General features: G+C 74.1%; 12 protein-coding genes. 6 read left to right on the top strand and 6 right to left on the bottom strand.

Annotated elements, in window-relative coordinates; translation table 11 throughout:
* Positions 1 to 37 precede the first annotated feature (37 nt).
* Together BX286_RS16165 and BX286_RS16160 are read right to left on the bottom strand one after the other, a co-directional pair.
* Positions 38 to 1,198 (bottom strand): lipase family protein, encoded by a 1,161-nt coding sequence (locus tag BX286_RS16165; RefSeq protein ID WP_079427815.1) that lies wholly within the window; start codon positions 1,196 to 1,198, stop codon positions 38 to 40.
* A 155-nt stretch (positions 1,199 to 1,353) separates the two neighbouring features.
* Positions 1,354 to 2,364 (bottom strand): AraC family transcriptional regulator, encoded by a 1,011-nt coding sequence (locus BX286_RS16160; protein WP_079427813.1) that lies wholly within the window; start codon positions 2,362 to 2,364, stop codon positions 1,354 to 1,356.
* Positions 2,365 to 2,482: 118 nt separating this feature from the next.
* On the opposite strand from BX286_RS16160, the gene BX286_RS37445 reads away from it, so the two are divergent.
* The 4 genes from BX286_RS37445 (at position 2,483) to BX286_RS16145 (ending at position 6,336) form a co-directional block, all read left to right on the top strand.
* Positions 2,483 to 2,947 carry an AMP-binding protein gene (locus tag BX286_RS37445; RefSeq protein ID WP_260338071.1) on the top strand — a complete coding sequence of 155 codons (465 nt, stop codon included), beginning with the start codon at positions 2,483 to 2,485 and terminating at the stop codon, positions 2,945 to 2,947.
* Complete coding sequence (locus BX286_RS16155; RefSeq protein WP_260338070.1) at positions 2,902 to 4,263, top strand: long-chain fatty acid--CoA ligase; 1,362 nt, start codon at positions 2,902 to 2,904, stop codon at positions 4,261 to 4,263. The genes BX286_RS37445 and BX286_RS16155 overlap by 46 nt, the downstream gene beginning before the upstream one ends.
* Positions 4,264 to 4,550: 287 nt before the next feature.
* Positions 4,551 to 5,687 (top strand): helix-turn-helix domain-containing protein, encoded by a 1,137-nt coding sequence (locus tag BX286_RS16150; RefSeq protein ID WP_187344149.1) that lies wholly within the window; start codon positions 4,551 to 4,553, stop codon positions 5,685 to 5,687.
* Positions 5,688 to 5,736: 49 nt separating this feature from the next.
* Positions 5,737 to 6,336: a Uma2 family endonuclease gene (locus BX286_RS16145; RefSeq protein ID WP_121015293.1), complete on the top strand. Its 600-nt coding sequence runs from the start codon at positions 5,737 to 5,739 to the stop codon at positions 6,334 to 6,336.
* Here the strand turns inward: BX286_RS16145 and BX286_RS16140 are convergent.
* Positions 6,315 to 7,535, bottom strand: a complete 1,221-nt coding sequence (locus BX286_RS16140) for a PLP-dependent aminotransferase family protein (RefSeq protein WP_121015291.1) — start codon at positions 7,533 to 7,535, stop codon at positions 6,315 to 6,317. The genes BX286_RS16145 and BX286_RS16140 overlap by 22 nt on opposite strands.
* Before the next feature lie 128 nt (positions 7,536 to 7,663).
* On the opposite strand from BX286_RS16140, the gene BX286_RS16135 reads away from it, so the two are divergent.
* A complete protein-coding gene (locus BX286_RS16135; protein ID WP_079427804.1) occupies positions 7,664 to 8,527 on the top strand; it encodes a hypothetical protein in 864 nt (287 codons plus the stop codon).
* A 115-nt stretch (positions 8,528 to 8,642) separates the two neighbouring features.
* Here BX286_RS16135 and BX286_RS16130 read toward each other — a convergent pair whose 3' ends face one another.
* From BX286_RS16130 to BX286_RS16120, 3 genes are all read right to left on the bottom strand, one after another.
* Complete coding sequence (locus tag BX286_RS16130) at positions 8,643 to 8,846, bottom strand: DUF397 domain-containing protein (protein WP_079427802.1); 204 nt, start codon at positions 8,844 to 8,846, stop codon at positions 8,643 to 8,645.
* 198 nt (positions 8,847 to 9,044) lie between these two features.
* Entirely contained in the window at positions 9,045 to 9,929 is an 885-nt protein-coding gene (locus BX286_RS16125; protein WP_079427800.1) for a helix-turn-helix transcriptional regulator, read from the bottom strand.
* 327 nt (positions 9,930 to 10,256) lie between these two features.
* Positions 10,257 to 10,997, bottom strand: a complete 741-nt coding sequence (locus BX286_RS16120) for a GPP34 family phosphoprotein (protein WP_079427798.1) — start codon at positions 10,995 to 10,997, stop codon at positions 10,257 to 10,259.
* Between the two features lie 278 nt (positions 10,998 to 11,275).
* Between BX286_RS16120 and BX286_RS37440 the strand changes: the two genes are divergently transcribed.
* Positions 11,276 to 14,698, top strand: a complete 3,423-nt coding sequence (locus BX286_RS37440) for a D-alanyl-D-alanine carboxypeptidase (RefSeq protein WP_261993438.1) — start codon at positions 11,276 to 11,278, stop codon at positions 14,696 to 14,698.
* Positions 14,699 to 14,790 lie beyond the last annotated feature (92 nt).

The following is a 14,790-nucleotide window of genomic DNA, read 5'->3' as shown; positions in this document are numbered from 1 at the left end:
GGCGGGGCAGGCGCGGACGGACCGGGTCCGGGTCCGGTCAGCAGTCGGGGTGCGTGGCGCGGCCCGCGAAGCGGTCCGCCAGCCAGTTCGCGGCCGCCGGGGAGTGGGTGATCACCCCGCTGACGTGCTCGCCGAGCAGGACGGTGTCGAACTGGAGGTCGGCGCCCCGCGCGCACCAGTCCGCCCGCAGCTGCCGCCCCACCGCGTACGGGATCAGCTCGTCGCCCAGCGCGTGGTACTGGAGCACCGGCGCCGCCGGGGCCGTCCGGCCGAGCCGGCTCTGGTCCAGCCGGGCCTGCCAGTCGGGCTGGGCGAGCGGGTCGCGGGTGGTCAGGTCGGAGATCCGCTTGAAGGAGCCGGCGATCGAGTCGATGGCCACGCAGTTCTCCTTCATCCCCTCGACCAGGGCCCGGCCCGCCGGGTTGAGGTAGGAGTCCAGCTTCAGCTCGGGGAAGGCCGCGTCCTGCCCGGCCGCCGCCATGAAGATCAGGCCGGAGCCGTAGGAGCCGTTGTTGAACGCGGCCACCTTCATCAGGTCCGCCGGGACCCCGCCCGTGGCCGTGCCCTTGACCTTCAGCTCCGGCGCGTACGACCCCTGTAGCTCGGCGGCCCAGCTGCTGGCCTGCCCGCCCTGGGAGTACCCCATGATCCCGACCGGGGTGTCCGCGCCCAGCCCCGCCTCCGGCAGCCGGATCGCGGCCCGGGCGGCGTCCAGGACGGCGTGCCCGGCCGACGGGCCGACGGTGTAGGTGTGCAGGCCCGGGGTGCCGAGGCCCTCGTAGTCCGTGACCACCACCGCCCAGCCGCGCAGGGTCAGCTGCTGGATGAGGTTGGCCTCCATGGCGGTGCCGTACGGGAGGTTGTTGCTCGGCGCGCAGGAGTCGCCCAGGCCGACCGTCCCGACGGCGTACGTGATGAGCGGGCGCGGCCCGGTGCGACCGTCCTGCGGGACGATGACGGTCCCCGAGACCACGTTCGGGGCGCCGTCGGCGGTGGTCGAGCGGTAGTGGACCTTCCAGGCCCGGGTACCGGTCGGCTGGCCGGGCAGCGGGTGGAAGGCGGACGGGGCGCTGTCGACGATGTCACCGGGCCGGGCGGCGGAGCCCTCCTCGGCGCCCTGTGCGGCGGTGGCCGGCACCCAGGCCGACAGGACCAGGGCGGTGACGGCGGCGACCAGGGCGGAGGTTCGCAAACGCATGGGCGGATCTCCCAACGTCCGTGTGGGGGTAGGTGAGGCGACGGTAGTGACCGACCGCTCGGCATGTCGCTGACCGCGCAGCTCACCTTTCCTGACCGCCCCTCACACCCCCGCCCGAGTGACGCCCGCCCCGCCCGCGCGACCCCCGGCACCTCCTAGCCGCCGGAGGCGATCCGGTACGCGCCCGGCGTCGTGCCCGTCCAGCGGCGGAAGGCGCGGTGGAAGGCGGTGTCCTCCGAGAAGCCCAGGCGGGCCGCGAGTTCCGCGATCGGCTCCCCGCTCTCGGCCAGGCCCGCGATCGCCGCGTCCCGTCTGACCTGGTCCTTCAGCCGCTGGAAGGAGGTGCCCTCCTGCTGGAGCCGGCGCCGCAGGGTCGCCGGGGAGACCGCCAGGCGGGACGCGACCTCCCCGAGCTCCGGCAGCCCCGGCGCCCCGCGCAGCCCCCGGGCCAGGGAGCGGCGTACCTGTTCGGCGACCGTGGTCCCGTACTCGGGGCGCGAGAGCAGGTCGAACGGGGCCCGGCGCAGCATCGCGTCCAGCGCGGGCTCGTCGCGCACCAGCGGGGCGGTCAGCCAGTGCGCGTCGAACGCGGCGGCCGTACGCTCGGCCCCGAACCGCACCGGGCAGTCGAACAGCACCGCGTACTCCTCCCGGTGCGGCGGCGCGGGATAGGCGAACGAGGCGCCGGTCAGGGGGATGCGCCGGCCTACCATCCAACTGCTGAGCCGGTGCCAGATCGCCAGCACGCACTCCGACAGGAACCTCTCCCCGTCCCGCCCGAGCTCCCCGCGCACCGTGAACAGGGCCTGGCCGCCCTCCACTTCGAGCGCCAGCTCCGGGCCGCCCGGGAACAGCCCGTAGAAGGCGGCGGCCCGCTCCACGGCCGCGCCCAGGTCCGGGCAGCCCGCGCAGGCGTAGCACATCATCGCGAAGGTCCCCGGCCTGCTCGGCACCGCCGCCAGGCCCAGGAACTCGTCCCGCGTGGTCCGGTACAGCGCCCGGAACAGCCGCGCGAACTGCGCGGGCGTGACCCGTGCCCGGTCGTCGCCCAGCAGCAGCGGCGGGATCTGCGCCTCCTGGAGCAGCGGTACGAGGTCCACGCCGTCGCCCCGCGCACCCGCGAGCACGGCGCGCACGTGGTGCACGCTGACCGTCCGCCTCCCCATGGCTCCGACGGTAGCCCCCGTGAGCGCTGGGGTCAGCGGGGCTGACGCTTCCGGTCATGCCGCCGGGGCGCCGCGCGCGCCCACCATCGGGGGGTCACCTATCCGGGGAGGGCGTGCGATGGACGGTCGGCCGGACACACTGGCGGTGTTCACCCAGTGGACCGAGGAGCGGTACGGGCCGCTGACGGCCCTCAGGTTCCGCGCACCGGATGGCCCGGACGGCGCCGACGGCCCGGACGGCCCGGAAGACGCAGACGGCCCGGACGGCGGCTGGCGGACCCGGACGTACGCCGAACTCGCCGCGTCGGTACGGGAGGCGGGGCGCGGACTGATGGGGCTGGGTGTCGGGCCCGGGGAGCGGGTGGCGGTGCTCGCGGAGACCCGGCCGGAGTGGACGTACGCGCACTTCGGGGTGCTGGCGGCGGGCGCCGTGCTGGTGCCGGTGTACCCGACGGCGGGGGAGGAGGAGCTGGCCTGGGTGCTGGCCGACTCCGCGGCGGTGGCGGCCGTCTGCGAGACGCCGCGCAGGCGGCCCGGGTGGAGGCGCTGCGGCCGGAGCTGCCCGCGCTGCGGGCGGTCGTGACGATGGACGGGACCGCAGCCCTGCCCCTGGCGCCGGAGGCCGAACTCGCCGCGCGGGCCGCCTCCGTGGCCCCCGGGGACGACGCCGCCATCGTCTACACCTCGGGCACCACCGGCCTGCCGAAGGGCTGCCGGCTCACCCACGGCAACCTCGGGGCCGTCCAGGACGCCACCCTCCCGCTGGTCGAGGGCGGCCCCGGCGACTCCACGTACCTGTACCTGCCGCTGGCCCATCTGCTGGCGCAGCTCATCCAGTTCACCACCCTGCTGCAGGGCGGGGAGCTGTGCTACTTCGGGGGCCGGGTGGAGGACGTGCTCGCCGAACTGGCGCAGGCCCGGCCCACGCACCTGCCGTCGGTGCCGCGGCTGTTCGAGAAGGTCCACGCGGTGGTGCTGGCGCTGGCCGAGGGGAGCGAGGGCGGCCGGGAGCGGTTCGAGGAGGCCGTACGGCTGGGGTTGCTCGCGGCCGAGGACCGCCTCCCTCCCGGGGACGGCCCGGCGTACGAGGAGGCGGAACGTTCCCTCTACGCCCCGGTCAGGCAGGCCTTCGGCGGTCGTCTCCGCTGGGCCCTGACCGGCGGGGCCCCGATCGCCCCGGCCACCCTGGACTTCCTGCGGGCCTGCGGGATCCGGGTGTTCGAGGGCTACGGGATGACCGAGTCCGGCGGGGCGATCAGCCTCAACCACCCCGGCGCCGCCCGCCCCGGCACGGTGGGGCGGCCCCTGGCGGGCTGCGAGGTGCGCATCGCCGGGGACGGGGAGGTGCTGGCCCGGGGCCCGATGGTCTTCCCCGGCTACCACGCGAACCCCGCCGCGACGGCGCAGGCCCTGGACGCGGACGGCTGGCTGCACACCGGGGACCTGGGCGCCCTCGACGCCGACGGCTTCCTCACCATCACCGGCCGCAAGAAGGAGCTGATCATCACCTCGGCCGGCAAGAACATCACCCCGACGGAGGTGGAGTTCGCCGTCCAGCAGGCCTCCCCGCTCGTCGCCCGGGCGGTGCTGATCGGCGACCGGCGCCCGCACCCGGTGGCCCTGCTGGCCCTGGACTCCGGGGAGCTCGCCGCCTGGGCGGCCCGCGAATCCCTGGACCTCGGCCCCGCCCCGACCGCCCACCCGGCGCTGCGCGCCCACCTCGAACGGGCCGTGACCGCCGCCAACGCCACCGTCTCCCGCCCGGCCCGCATCCGCGCCTTCCACGTCCTGACCGAGGAACTCTCGGTCGAGGCGGGCACCTTGACCCCCACCCTCAAACTCCGCCGCGCGGCCGTGGCGGACCGCTACGCGGCCGAAATAGAGGCCCTCTACGCCTAGCCCATGCGTTCGAACCGGGTCGCGAAAACCTACGCCACGGCGGCCCGCCGGACGGTCGCCCCGCACGTCAAAAGACCAAAGAACCGGGGGAAAGAACCAGACCAACCCCACCAGCCTCCCCGCGCGGACCTGGTCGCTCGGACGGGTGAACTATGCCAACTCGGCTGGATTTGGAGGTGGTTGCCGGGCATATGCTCGCGCCGACAACCCCAGACATGAGACGGCCCCCGGCGGGACTGCGAATCCCGGCCGAGGGCCTGATCCACGAGGAAGTAAGCGCCTTCCCAATGGTCTTCCAGCAGCCTAACGCGGGCCTGCCCGCGCCGCGCCGTGTTCCGGCCCGAACCGCCCGATCCGGTGGCTTCTCCGGCGTCACGCACGCGAAAGTCGCCCTTACGCGCGACTTCACGGTCGTTGCCAACGAGCTCGCCCAGCACGCGACCCTGTCGCTGCTCGCGATCGGCGTGGCGGTGCACATCCAGTCGCTCCCCGAGGGCACCCCGGTCGGCATCCGCGCCCTCGCCGACCGCTACCCCGAGAGCGAGTACCGCCTCGGGCGCGCCCTGAGGGAACTGGAACAGGCCGGCTACCTGTGCCGCAGCCGCATCCGCCTCCCCGCCGGCCAGGTCGTCACCCGCACGGTCGCCTACAACGTCCCGCCGTTCCCCGTCCCCCCGCAGCCACCACACCCACCGGGCCGCCCCGCAGCCCCCGCCCCCGACCCGGACCCGGCCCCCGACCCCGGCCCGGACCCGGCCCCCGACCCCGGCCCGGACCCCGGCCCCGGCTCGGACCCCGGCCCCGGCTCGGACCCCGGCCCCGGCCCAGACCCCGGCCCCGGCTCGGACCCCACACCCGGCCCGGACCCCACACCCGCCCCGGACCCCACACCCGCCCCGGAGCCCGAGCCGCCCGCGCCCGCCCCGGGCGCGGAGCAGCCCCGGCAGCGCCGGGACCCCGCCACCGGTTCCGCTCCGGCCGGGGAACAGGGCGACCAGTCCCCGCCCGAGCGCCCGCACCCGGCGGGTTTCCCGAGCCTCCTGCACCGCGAAGCCGCCCACCTCCTGGCAGGCCTGCGGGCCCGTGACCCCCGTCTCCTCCTCTCCGAGAAGGACGTCGAACGCCTCGTCCCCGACGTGGTGCGCTGGCTGGAGACGGCCCCGCCCGAGGCCGTGCGCCGCACCCTGACGGCCGACGTCCCGGACGACCTCCGCAACCCGGCGGGCCTCCTCGCCTACCGCCTGAAGGCCGCCTACCCCGTCCCGCTGCCCGCGCCCCGGCACCCGCCCCTGTCCACCGTCCCGCTGCCCGGGGACCGCGCCATCCACCCCTGGCAGACCTGCGACGGCTGCGAGCGCGCCTTCCGCGCCCCGGCACCCGGCCCCTGCGGCGACTGCCGCTCCCACAGCGGCAAGGCTGCCTAGCATGAAGGTGATGACTCGGCCCCCTGGGCACAGACGAGGAGCCACCGCCATGACCATCGCCCCGGACACAGCCCGCCGGGAACCGGCGCAGTACAAGGCCATGCGCGAGGCCCTGGAGTCCCTGGACGACACCGCTCCCGGCAAATTCGAGATCACGCGGGAAGGAATCGTCCACGACATGATGTCCCCGGGCCGTCCCCACGAGCTGACGGCCGCCCTCATCAGCCGCCGTATGGAGAAGGTCATGCCCGATGACCTCCTGGCGCACACGGGCACCCCGGACGTCGAGGACGCGCCCGAGGGCGTCATGCGGCATCCGGACGTCGTGGTCGTGGCGCTCGCGGACATGGAGGGTGAGGGCCCCTTCGACCCCCGCACCCTCCTCGCCGTCATCGAGGTCGTCTCCCGGTCCAACCCCGACAACGACTGGGTCGGCAAGATGCGGGACTACCCGCTCCTCGGCATCCCCGTCTATGCCGTGTTCGACCCCCGCACCGGCACGGGGGCCGTCATGTCCGACATCCACCGGACCCCCGGCGGGCCCCGCTACGCGACCCGCCGGGACTTCCTCTACGGCGAGGACGTGACCATCGCCCAGTGGACGATCTCCACGGACGGGCTGCCCCGCTACGAGGACGCCGGGGAGTAGGAGTCCACCGCCGAGCCCAGGCGGTCCAGGCCGACCGCGATCTCCTCCGGGGTGTGCGTCGTGAAGGACAGCCGCAGCGTGCGCGGGTCCGGGGTGCCGGTGAAGAAGGGGGCGCCGGGGACGTACGCCACGTCGTGGGCGACGGCCGACTTCAGGAGGGCCGTCGCGTCGTGGCCCTCGGGGAGGCGGGCCCAGACGAACATGCCGCCCCGGGGGCGGTTCCACTCCGAGCCCGGGGGGAGGGCCGCGCCGAGGCCCGCCAGGAGGGCGTCGCGGCGGGTGCGGTAGGCCCGGCGGACGCGGGCGACGTGGGCGTCGAGGTCGTGCGCGGCCAGGTAGTGGGCGGCCGCCAGCTGGTCCACCGTCGAGGTGTGCAGGTCGGCCGCCTGCTTCGCGACCACCGCCGCCCGCCGCAGGCCGGCCGGGGCGCGCAGCCAGCCCAGGCGCATCCCGGGGGCCATGACCTTGGAGAAGCTGCCGATCAGGGCGGTGCGGTCCTCGGCGCCCGGGTGGGCGGCGAGCCAGGGCTCGTGGGCGCCCTCGTAGCGCAGGTCCCCGTACGGGTCGTCCTCCACCAGCCACAGCCCGGCGCGGGCCGCGGTCCGCGCCACCTCCGCGCGGCGCTCCCCGGGCAGGGTGCGCCCGGTGGGGTTCTGGAAGGTGGGGACGGAGTAGAGCAGCTTGGGGCGCTCGTGGGCGGTGATCTCGGCGAGGGCGTCGGGGAGCAGGCCCTCCTCGTCGCAGGGCACGGGTATGACACGGGCCCCGGCCATCCCGAAGCACTGGAGGGCCGCGAGGTAGGTGGGGTTCTCCACGAGGACGGTGTCGCCGGGTTCCACGAGGGTGGCGGTGATCAGGGTCAGGGCCTGCTGGGAGCCGGTGGTGATCAGGATGTCGTCCGCCGTCGTCGGCAGCCCGCGCGCGCCCGCCCGGGCGGCGACGGCCGCGCGCAGTTCGGGGGCGCCCTCGGTGGTGGAGTACTGCAGGGCGCGGGAGGCGGAGGCGGCCCCGGCGAGGGCACTGTCGTAGGCGGCGCGGAGCCCGGCCGTGTCGAAGAGCTCGGGGGCGGGCAGCCCGCCGGCGAAGGAGATCACCCCGGGGCGTTCGGTGAGCGCCAGGATCTCCCGTACGGGGGAGCCGCCCACGGCGCGGGCACGGGAGGCGAAGGCGGGCAGGGGAGCGGGACCGGCGGGGGGCATGGGGGCTCCTTCGGGTGGCGGGTGATCGTGAGCCTAGCCAGGAAAGATGCAGACGGCACCTACCATTTCGAGGGCTGAACGGCACCCGCCCTCTCGCGAACTGACGGGACATCAGCTACACCGGTGCCATGACGAGCAGACAAGAGCAGGAGCGGGGGCCGCAGGACACCCGGGCCGAGGACTACGCCCGACTCGCGGCCGTCGGCCCGTACGGGGTCCGCCCCGGCCACGCGCTGATCACCATGGTCGAACCCCACCCGGGCCACGAGTACGCGTACAACCGCTGGTACGAGGACGACCACTACTACGCGGGCGCGATGGCCATGCCCTGGATGTACGCGGGCCGCCGCTGGGTGGCCACCCGCGAACTCCAGGAGCTGCGCTACCCGGAGAAGTCGGCGGTGGCCCAGCCGGTGACGGCCGGCTGCTACCTGTCGACGTACTGGGTGACCGAGGGCCGCTACGACGAGCACATGAAGTGGACCGTCGGCATCAACAAGCGCCTCAACCGCGACGGCCGCGTCTACCAGGACCGTACGCACGTCTTCACGGCCTTCCAGGACCACGAGGCCACCGTCTACCGCGACGGGGCCGCCGGCCCCCGCGACTACCACGCCCTGGACCACCCGTACTCCGGGCTGGTCCTCCAGGTCGTCGACGCCGAGGGCCCCGGGCGGCGCGCCGAGCTGCTGGAGTGGCTGCGCTCCCGGGCGCTGCCGCGCCGGCTGCACGGCTCACCGGCGGCGATGGTCACCGTCTTCCGGCCGACGCCGCTGCCGGGGGACCGGATGACCTACGTCAAGCAGGTCGAGGGGGTCGACAGCCGCCTCACCCTGCTGTGGTTCCTGGAGGCCGACCCGCGCGGCTGCTGGGACCGCTTCCAGGGGCTGGACGCGGAGGTCGCGGAGTCGGGGCTGGGGCGGGTGGAGCTGGTGGCGCCGTTCGTCCCGACGGTGCCGGGGACCGACCGGTACGTGGACCAGCTGCGCTGACCGCCGGTCGGGGAGGGGGCCGGCCGCACGTCCGTGCGCGGACATGGCCGAGCCCCCTCGGCCAGGACGGCGGACCGGTCGAGAGGGCTCCAGTCAGGGGTGCGGGCCGAGGTGCTCAGACGAGCCGGTCCTCGACGACGCCGGTCACGAAGGAGGTCCAGGAGCCGGGGGCGAAGGTGATCGACGGGCCGTCCTGCACCTTGGAGTCGCGGACCGCGATCGCCTCGGTGACGGGGGACTTGACCTCGACGCAGGCGCCGTTTCCGCCGGAGTAGGAAGACTTGGTCCAGTTTTCGGTGCCGCCCTGACGAATGCCCATGGTTCTTCTCCGGTTCAGAGAGTGGTTCCGGGAGTTCCCGGCTGTGCGCCGGCTCCATTCCCCGGGCCGACGTGATCGACGCTACCGGCACTTCCCGATGGGCGAAGCAGGCATTCACTCGACCGGGTGGCATATTCCAGTCAGGCCTTTTCCGGCCGGGGACCGACGGTGTACCGTGCCGGACCCCCTGCCACCTCCCTACTTGTCCAGGGCCGCGTAGTGGTCGATCACCTCGGAGATGAACTGCCGGGTCTGTTCCACATTGAGGGCCTGGGCCCTCAGGTGTTCGTACATCACGCTGTATTTCTGGACGTCGTTCGCCTTCTCCAGGTACAAATCGCTCGTGACGCCCTCGATGTAGACCACCGTCGAGTCCGAGGCGTCCGGGAATTCCAGAATCGCGTACTGGCCGTTCACCCCGGGATGGGCGCCCATCGTGAACGGCATCACCTGCACGGTGATGTACGGCTGGTGCGACTGCTCTATCAGGAACTGCAGCTGCCGGATCATCAACTGGGGATCGCCCACGTGCCGGCGCAGCACCGCCTCGTCGATCACCGCCCACAGCCGCAGCGGCCCGACTTCCGCGTTGTTGTTGTCCGTCTCGGACAGCCGCTTCTGGCGGTGCATCCGGACCTGGACGCGCTTCTCCACGTCGGCGGGCGCCGTCTCCGGCAGCGCGCCGCGGATCAGGGCCTGGGCGTACTCGGGGGTCTGGAGCAGGCCCGGGACCATCTGGGGCTCGTACGTGCGCAGGCTGGCCGCGTCGGTCTCCAGGCCGATGTAGACGCTGTACGGGATGTCGCCGAAGGCGTGCCACCAGCCCTGCTGGCGGGAGTCCTTGGCCATCTGCATGAGCGAGTCCACCAGCCGGGGGTCCTCCACCTCGTACACCTCGCACAGGTCGCGGACGTCGCGCTGGCTGATGGAACGGCGGCCGTTCTCCAGCCGGCTGATCTTCGACTGGGAGACGAGGAGGCGTTCGGCGACCTGTTCGGCCGTCATGCCCTTGTCCTCGCGGAGCTTGCGCAACTCCATGCCCAGTCGGCGGCGTCGGACGGTGGGATTGACATTGGACGCCACGGGATCGGCACCTCCGCCTTCTTCGGTAGCTGTCTCTCTACGTGTCTGATGTTCAGCAGACTGCCACCGAAGGGTGCGGCGCCGCTGGGGAACGGCGCGGAAAAACAGACGCGCGGGGTGGCGGGGGCCGATGCGTCGGTCCCGCCACCCCGCGTGCCGGGGGCTCCCGTACCGGGCCTCTGGGGGATGACCGGTTGCGGAGTTGGATCGTTTTCCCGCTGGTGGAGCTAGGGGTGTCGCGGGTCGTGCGGTGGTACCGGACGTGCGTGCGGTACTTGCTGTGCCGTGCCTGCCGTGCCTGCCGTGCCTGCCGTGCCTGCCGTGCGCTCAGTGCGCGGCCGCGCGGGCCATCGCACCCGTCCGGCGCGGCTGGAGCGGCACGCCGCCCGCCGTGGCCCGGGCGGCCGGCTGCGGTGCCGGGGCGCGGTCGCGGCGCGGCTGTGCGGCCACGCCGTTCTGGACGTCCATGACGGCGTGCGCCACGAGACCGCCCATCGGGTCGTGCCGGATCAGGTCCCGCAGCCGGGACCTGGACGACCGACCCTCGTTGCCGGGGTACAGGTGCTTGCCGAGTCCGACCGCGTGGGCCAGTGCGGCGAGCGCCGCGGTCCGCGGGTCCGGCGGTACGCCGGTGCGGATCGCACTGTCGAGCCGGGCACGGATCTCCCGGCTGATGGCCGTGTCCGTCGCCTGGTAGCGAGTCGTCGGCAGCACCCCGCACATCTGTCCCGCGACGGCATGCACCATGCCGCAGCGCTCCAGGTGGGCGAGGTAAATCTGGCGGAGCCCCAGCCGGGGTCCGCCGATCCAGTGGACGGCCCGTACCGGGCTGCCGCGCCTGCGCAGCAGTTCCAGTGCGGAGTCCAGAGTCGGATCTCCTGTCGGCCGTGGCATCACCACGGCGATACGATCCCCGTCAGGGGCTATCCGTCCTGCCAGAGCCAGCTCCACTAGCTGTGCCCCGGCCAGGCCGAGGTCGAGCGACTGCGGCTGCGCCGTGGTACCCGTGGCCGGGTCCAGGGCGAGCAGCAGAAGCTCCTCTGGAATTGTTCTGCGGCTCCTGCCCATCCATGCCTCCCCGCGTGGATGAGTGACAGGGTGACGCCTCTCACATTCATCTGTCGAGAGCGCCTGATCGCTTTGTGGGGGAACCAGTAGCTATGTCGTTCTCGTCTAGCACGTGGGCGAGGCCCCCGAGACGGGACACTGTTAGACGGTTCGGACAGTGACCGGACGGCGATCGAGGAGGAACGGTGGCGGGCGAGTCCCCCGACAAGTCGGTAAGTGAAGGAGCGTCGGGGGCGGCGAAGTCCTCCGGGGCCGGGGAGCAGGACCCGAGGGTCTCGGTGTTCCAGCCCCGCGTTCCGGTGAAGGACGCCGTGGCGGCCCGGGCGGTTGCGGACCGGGCGGCGGGCCGGGGCCCGGACGCGGCCTCCGAGCAGGCGCCGGGCGCGGACCCGGACTCCGACGACGGCCCGGCTACCGACGACGGCCCGGCTACCGACGACGGCCCGGCTTCCGACGACGGCCCGGCTACCGACGACGGCCCGGCTACCGACGACGGCCTGGACTCCTACGGCGGTCCGGGCGCCGGCACCGGCGCGGGCGCTCGCGACCTTGATGGCGCGGAGGGTGCCGAGAGGTCCCCCGGACGGGTGGAACGTGAGGAGTCCCCGGCGAAGTCCGGGGAGCCCCGGCAGGGTTCCGCTTCCGGGGACTCCGGCAAGGACGCCGCAGCCACCGCCGGCCCGGCGGACGGCGCATCCGCCTCTGAGGGTGACGGAGGGAAGCCGACCGGGACCGCCGCGCCCGCCTCCGAGCGGACCGCCGTCTTCCGCACCGTCAGGCCCGGTTCCGCTCCGGCGGACTCAGGGCGGGACGAAGACGCGGACCGTCCGGCGTCCGGCACGTCGGATTCCGGTTCCGGTTCGGCCGGTGCCGGGAAGTCCGGCGCGGGCTCGCGCACCACCGCGTTCGGGGTGGCGGCCTCGGACCCCGCCCCTGAGGACACCCGGCCCGAGCAGGCCCCCGGCCGCGACTCCGCTTCCGGCCGCGCCGACAAGGCCCCGGCGGCGGACCGGCCCGCTTCCGCCGACGCCGCGAAGCCCTCCGCCGAGCCGGATTCCGACGGGGCGCCGGCCGACTCCGGGCGCACGGCCGCCTTCCGCGCCGGCAAGTCGGCGTCTGCTGCGGCCGACTCCGCGAAGGACGAGGACGCGGACCGTGCGGCGTCCGCCAAGCCGGGTTCCGGTTCCGGCGCTCTGCGGACCACCGCCTTCGGCGTGGTGACCTCGGACCCCGCCCCCCAGGACGCGGACGCCCGCTCCGGCTCCGCCGACCCGCGTACCGCGAAGCCGGGTTCCGCGGCGGCCGGCGCCGCCGCGCGGGACCCGCGTGCCGCCGAACCCTCCGAGCGCACGGCCGTCTTCCGTACGGTCAAGCCGGGTTCGGCCCCGGCGGACTCCTCCAAGGAGTCTGAGGCCGGTTCCGAGCGGGGTTCCGCCGGGTCCGCGGCCCCGTCCGACGAGCGCACGGCCGTCTTCCGCGCCGTGAAGCCGGGTTCGGCCGCGGCGGACTCCTCCAAGGGCTCTGAGGCCGCTTCCGGGCGGGGTTCCGCCGGGTCCGCGGCCCCGTCCGACGAGCGCACGGCCGTCTTCCGCGCCGTCAAGCCCGCCAAGTCCGCCGCGCGGGACCCGCGTGCCGCCGCGCCGTCCGAGGACTCCGAGCGGACGGCCGTCTTCCGTGCCGTGAAGCCGGGTTCGGACGCCGCCGGCCCGAAGGACGCGACGGACCGGGAGGACGTGGCGGACGCCGCGGCTTCGGCGCCTGCGGAGAAGAAGGCCCCGGCCGAGCCGTCGGAGCGCACGGCCGTCTTCCGTACGGTCAAGCCGGGCACCCGCCCGGCGGACCCCGCCCGCAAGGCGGCTCCGGCCGGGCCCGGCAAGCCCGCAGGGCAGGACCCGCGTGCGGCCGGGCCCTCCGCGTCCGACGAGCGCACGGCCGTCTTCGGCAAGGCCAAGCCGGGTTCCGCCCCGGCGGACGACGCCGGCAAGGCGGCCGCGGCAGCGCCCGGTGGGGCTGCCGGGGCCGGAAAGCCCGGCGAGTCCGGAAAGTCCGGCGGGCCGGCCGCGTCCGACGAGCGCACGGCCGTCTTCGGCAAGGTCAAGCCCGGCTCCGCCCCGGCCGACGGCTCCGCCGACGCGGCTTCGTCCGGGTCGGGGAAGCCCGCCGAGGACTCCGAGCGGACCGCCGTCTTCCGTGCCGTCAAGCCGGGTTCCGCCCCGGCCGGCGCCGGCAAGGACGCGCCCGGGAAGCCCGGCGCGCCCGCGCCGAAGGCCGGCCCGGCCCCCGCACCCGAGGCGCGGGTCAGCACGTTCGTGCCGCTGGGCGACGAAGGGCCGAAGCCCGCCGCCCCGAAGCCCGCCCCCGCCCCCACGGCGCGGCGGCTGGACCCCAGCGAGCGCACCACGCAGCAGCCGCTGCCGCCCAGGCCGCCGCTCGACATGCTGGCGGACCTCACCAACAACCCGCCCCCGCCGCCCAGCCCGATGCGGACGGTGGTGCGGAGGGTCAAGATCTACGCGCCGATCGTGGTGCTGCTGGCCGTCATCCTGGCCGTCGTGCAGCTGGTGCGCCCGCTGCCCGCGCCGAAGCTCGTCCTGACGGCGAAGTCCCAGTACACCTTCCCCGGCGGGGCGCCCGACCTGCCCTGGCCCACCGAGGGCCAGGCCTCCATGGCCGCCGCCGGCCTCGGCACGATCGGCTCGTCCGGCGAGCAGAAGCCCGTGCCGATCGCCAGTGTCACCAAGTCGATGACGGCATACATCATCATGCGCGACCACCCCTTCAAGAAGGGTGAGAAGGGCGCGATGATCGACGTCGACAAGACCGCCGAGACCGAGGGCCAGAAGGACAAGTCGGACAACGAGTCCACCCTCAACACGGTCAAGGAGGGCGACAAGATCTCCGAGTACGACGCGATCGCCGCCCTCATGATCCCGTCGGCCAACAACATCGCGCGGCTGCTGGCCCGCTGGGACTCCGGCTCCCAGGAGGCGTTCGTCAAGAAGATGAACGACACCGCCAAGCAGCTCGGCATGACGAACACGACCTACACCGACCCCTCGGGCCTGGACGCGACCACCGTCAGCACCGCCGAGGACCAGGTCAAGCTCGGGCTGAAGATCGTCGAGCTGGACGCGCTGGTGGACATCACCCGCAAGCCCTCCTGGACCGACCAGACCGGCAAGAACTGGCCGAACTGGAACCGCCTGGTGCCGTACAACGACTCCCTCGGCATCAAGACCGGTACGACCACCAAGGCCGGCGGAAACCTCCTCTTCGCCGCCTACAAGAAGGTCGGCGAGACCAACCAGCTGATCGTCGGCGCGGTCCTCGGGCAGCACAAGCCGCCGATCATCGACACGGTCATCGCGGCGAGCAAGAACCTCCTCGTCGCCACCCAGAAGTCCCTGGAGGGCGCGCCCGTCGTGAAGAAGGGCGATGTCGTCGGGTACGTGGACGACGGCGTGGGCGGCCGGACCAAGGTCGTCGCCACCGCCGACGTGCAGGCGGTCGGCTGGTCCTCGCTGACCGTCGACATCAAGCTCGGCGACGGCGGTACCAAGATCCCCGAGACGGCGAAGGCCGGCACGGCGGTCGGCGTGCTGACCGTCGGCGACGGGGCCAGTCAGGTGAAGGTGCCGGTGGCGCTCCAGTCGGAGCTGACCTCGCCGGGCATCGCCAGCAAGCTGACCCGTATCGGCTGATACGGGTCGGCGGGCGCGGCACGGCGCCCCGGGCAACCCCGGGGCGCCGTGGCGCGTCCAGGGAGCCGGGACGGGACGAACGAACGTGCCGT

The organism is Streptomyces sp. 3211.6, from assembly GCF_003634815.1.
GTDB classification, from domain to species: Bacteria; Actinomycetota; Actinomycetes; order Streptomycetales; family Streptomycetaceae; genus Streptomyces; species Streptomyces katrae_A.
The sequence above is the reverse complement of the archived record's forward strand: the minus strand, read 5'-3'. Positions and strand labels throughout refer to the sequence as shown.

What these genes read in the sequence shown, in the direction of transcription:
- BX286_RS16165 (WP_079427815.1), bottom strand. Translation starts at nt 1,198, where the DNA reads ATGCGTTTGCGAACCTCCGCCCTGGTCGCCGCCGTCACCGCCCTGGTC.
- BX286_RS16160 (WP_079427813.1), bottom strand. Translation starts at nt 2,364, where the DNA reads ATGGGGAGGCGGACGGTCAGCGTGCACCACGTGCGCGCCGTGCTCGCG.
- BX286_RS37445 (WP_260338071.1), top strand. Translation starts at nt 2,483, where the DNA reads ATGGACGGTCGGCCGGACACACTGGCGGTGTTCACCCAGTGGACCGAG.
- BX286_RS16150 (WP_187344149.1), top strand. Translation starts at nt 4,551, where the DNA reads ATGGTCTTCCAGCAGCCTAACGCGGGCCTGCCCGCGCCGCGCCGTGTT.
- BX286_RS16145 (WP_121015293.1), top strand. Translation starts at nt 5,737, where the DNA reads ATGACCATCGCCCCGGACACAGCCCGCCGGGAACCGGCGCAGTACAAG.
- BX286_RS16140 (WP_121015291.1), bottom strand. Translation starts at nt 7,535, where the DNA reads ATGCCCCCCGCCGGTCCCGCTCCCCTGCCCGCCTTCGCCTCCCGTGCC.
- BX286_RS16135 (WP_079427804.1), top strand. Translation starts at nt 7,664, where the DNA reads ATGACGAGCAGACAAGAGCAGGAGCGGGGGCCGCAGGACACCCGGGCC.
- BX286_RS16130 (WP_079427802.1), bottom strand. Translation starts at nt 8,846, where the DNA reads ATGGGCATTCGTCAGGGCGGCACCGAAAACTGGACCAAGTCTTCCTAC.
- BX286_RS16120 (WP_079427798.1), bottom strand. Translation starts at nt 10,997, where the DNA reads ATGGGCAGGAGCCGCAGAACAATTCCAGAGGAGCTTCTGCTGCTCGCC.